Annotated in this window: 1 protein-coding gene; it reads right to left on the reverse strand. The window is 69.6% G+C overall.

The window, feature by feature from the left end; genetic code table 11:
- Positions 1 to 419 (reverse strand): carboxymuconolactone decarboxylase family protein (locus AB4Z27_RS29290; protein ID WP_441646013.1); only part of this gene is annotated, 419 nt, incomplete at its 3' end.
- Between the last annotated feature and the right edge of the window lie 220 nt (positions 420 to 639).

Genomic DNA, 639 nt, shown 5'->3' on the forward strand with positions numbered 1-639 from the left:
ACTTCCCGCAGTTGGGCCACGTCGGCGTCCGACACCTGGCCCCGGTCGTTCACCAGCTTCAGCGCGAAGGCCAGCGCGGCGGCCGTCCGGGCATCCTCGGCACGCCCAGCCTGGGCGGCAGCCATCTCCTCAGCGGTGGCGCCGGCCTTGCGGCCCAGCGCCGTATGGGCGGCCAGGCAGTATTCGCAGCGGTTACGGTCGGCAACGGCCACGGCGATCTTCTCGCCGAGTTGCGCCGGAATCACACCGCCACCGAGCGCGCCAAACGCGCCCCACATCGATTGCAGCGCGGCCGGCGAATTGGCCACGGCGCGGAACATCTGCGGGGTCGTGCCGAAGGCGGCCTGGATCTGGGCCAGGGCGGCGGCGCTGCCGGCGGGGGCGTTGCTGGCGTTGGGCAGGGAAACACGTGCGGTCATGATGAACTCCTATATATAGAGCGACAGTGAGAGAGGCTCCCGGGGTGCCGGCTGAATCGCCTGGCGTCCGGGGTCACGCATGGCGCGAGCGCCCTGCCCACCCGGCTGGTGATCGAGGAACCGTCGCTGCTGTTCTATCCGCGCTACGCCGTCCACACCTTCCACAATCCGCCGGTGGAGGGTTCCCAGTTCACCTGCGCCACGCTCGATTTCGATGGCG

It is taken from the genome of Cupriavidus sp. KB_39, from assembly GCF_052114485.1.
Lineage (GTDB): Bacteria > Pseudomonadota > Gammaproteobacteria > Burkholderiales > Burkholderiaceae > Cupriavidus.